General features: G+C 62.7%; 2 protein-coding genes. Both read left to right on the top strand.

The window, feature by feature from the left end; all coding sequences use genetic code 11:
- Positions 1-89 precede the first annotated feature (89 nt).
- Entirely contained in the window at positions 90-371 is a 282-nt protein-coding gene (locus QP415_RS10680) for a transposase (protein WP_016460308.1), read from the top strand.
- A gap of 23 nt (positions 372-394) precedes the next feature.
- Entirely contained in the window at positions 395-1,216 is an 822-nt protein-coding gene (locus tag QP415_RS10675; protein WP_285100029.1) for an IS3 family transposase, read from the top strand.
- Positions 1,217-1,264 lie beyond the last annotated feature (48 nt).

Genomic DNA, 1,264 nt, shown 5'->3' with positions numbered 1-1,264 from the left:
TGGAGGGGTCTGGGTTTTTCGGACCGTTTGTTTTGAGAGGGTTGTTCTGAGTAGTCTCGGCTGCTTGTGGCCGGGCAGAATGGATGACCATGAGGAAGTTCTCGAAGCACACGCCTGAGCAGATTGTCGTGAAGCTGGAGAAGGCCGAAGCGTTGCGAGGTGAGGGCATGAGTACGGCCCAGGCCTGCCGCGTGCTGGGTATCAGTGAGGCGACGTTGTGCCGGTGGCGTCAGCGTTATGGGTCAATGAATCGTAGTGAGGCCAAGGAACTGCGTGAGTTGCGTGAGCAAAACGCGCGCCTCAAACAGTTGCTGGGCCAAGCAGAGCTAGAAAAGGCAGCGTTGCGAGAGCTGGCGGAGGGAAACTTCTAAGCCCGGCGCGCAGGCACGAGGCTGTGAGCTACCTGGTTGGCCAGGGGTTTTCTCAGCGCCTTGCATGCCGCGTTGCCGGGCTGTCCCGGTCAGCGTATTGCCGAGCCCGCGCATCGGGCGGGGCGAAAACGCTGCGTGATCATGGGCCTGTGCGCCAGTGGATGAACGATTTTGCCACCACGCATCGACGCTGGGGCTATAAACGCGCCTGGGCGCGGGCCAAGAGCGAGGGCGTTGTCGTGGGGCGTGATACGTTCCGGCGCTTGTGGCGCGCCGAAGGGCTGCGCGTGCGCCCGCGCAAAGCCCCCAAGCCCCGCACTGCGCCGCGCCTCCAGCGCCTGGTCACGGCTAGCGCGCCGGGGCAGGTGTGGGCCATTGATTTCCAGTTCGATTCGGATTGGAGGGGGCGCGTGTTCAAGGTCTGTAACCTCATCGATGAGTTCACGCGCCAGCACCTGGCTTTCCGCGTCGAGCGGCGTATGGGAGCCGCCGACGTGATCGAAATGCTTGACCTGGCTGCCCTAACCCATGGGGCACCCCAGGTGCTGCGCGCCGATAACGGGCCCGAATTCATCGCCGCCGCCATGGGGCGCTGGGCCAACGAGCACAACACGCTCCAAGCGTTCATCCCGCCGGGCCAACCCTGGCATAACGGGTTCGTGGAATCCTTGCACAACCGGATGCGTGATGAACTCCTGGAGGACAACATGTTCGAAGGGCTTGACCACGCGCGCGCACTAATCGGCGCTTGGTCCCAGCGCTACAATGAAGAGCACCCCCACAGCGCGCTGGGCTGGCTCTCACCCAACCAATACGCGCGCCAATGGGCACAACACCACCAATAACAACCAACAACCCTCAAAACACCCGGTCCACAAAACCAGACCAGGCCA

Source organism: Pauljensenia sp. UMB3104, from assembly GCF_030217285.1.
Lineage (GTDB): Bacteria > Actinomycetota > Actinomycetes > Actinomycetales > Actinomycetaceae > Pauljensenia.
The sequence above is the reverse complement of the archived record's forward strand: the minus strand, read 5'-3'. Positions and strand labels throughout refer to the sequence as shown.

Excerpts from the sequence above, each read along its gene's own strand:
- QP415_RS10680 (WP_016460308.1), top strand. The coding sequence starts at position 90 with ATGAGGAAGTTCTCGAAGCACACGCCTGAGCAGATTGTCGTGAAGCTG.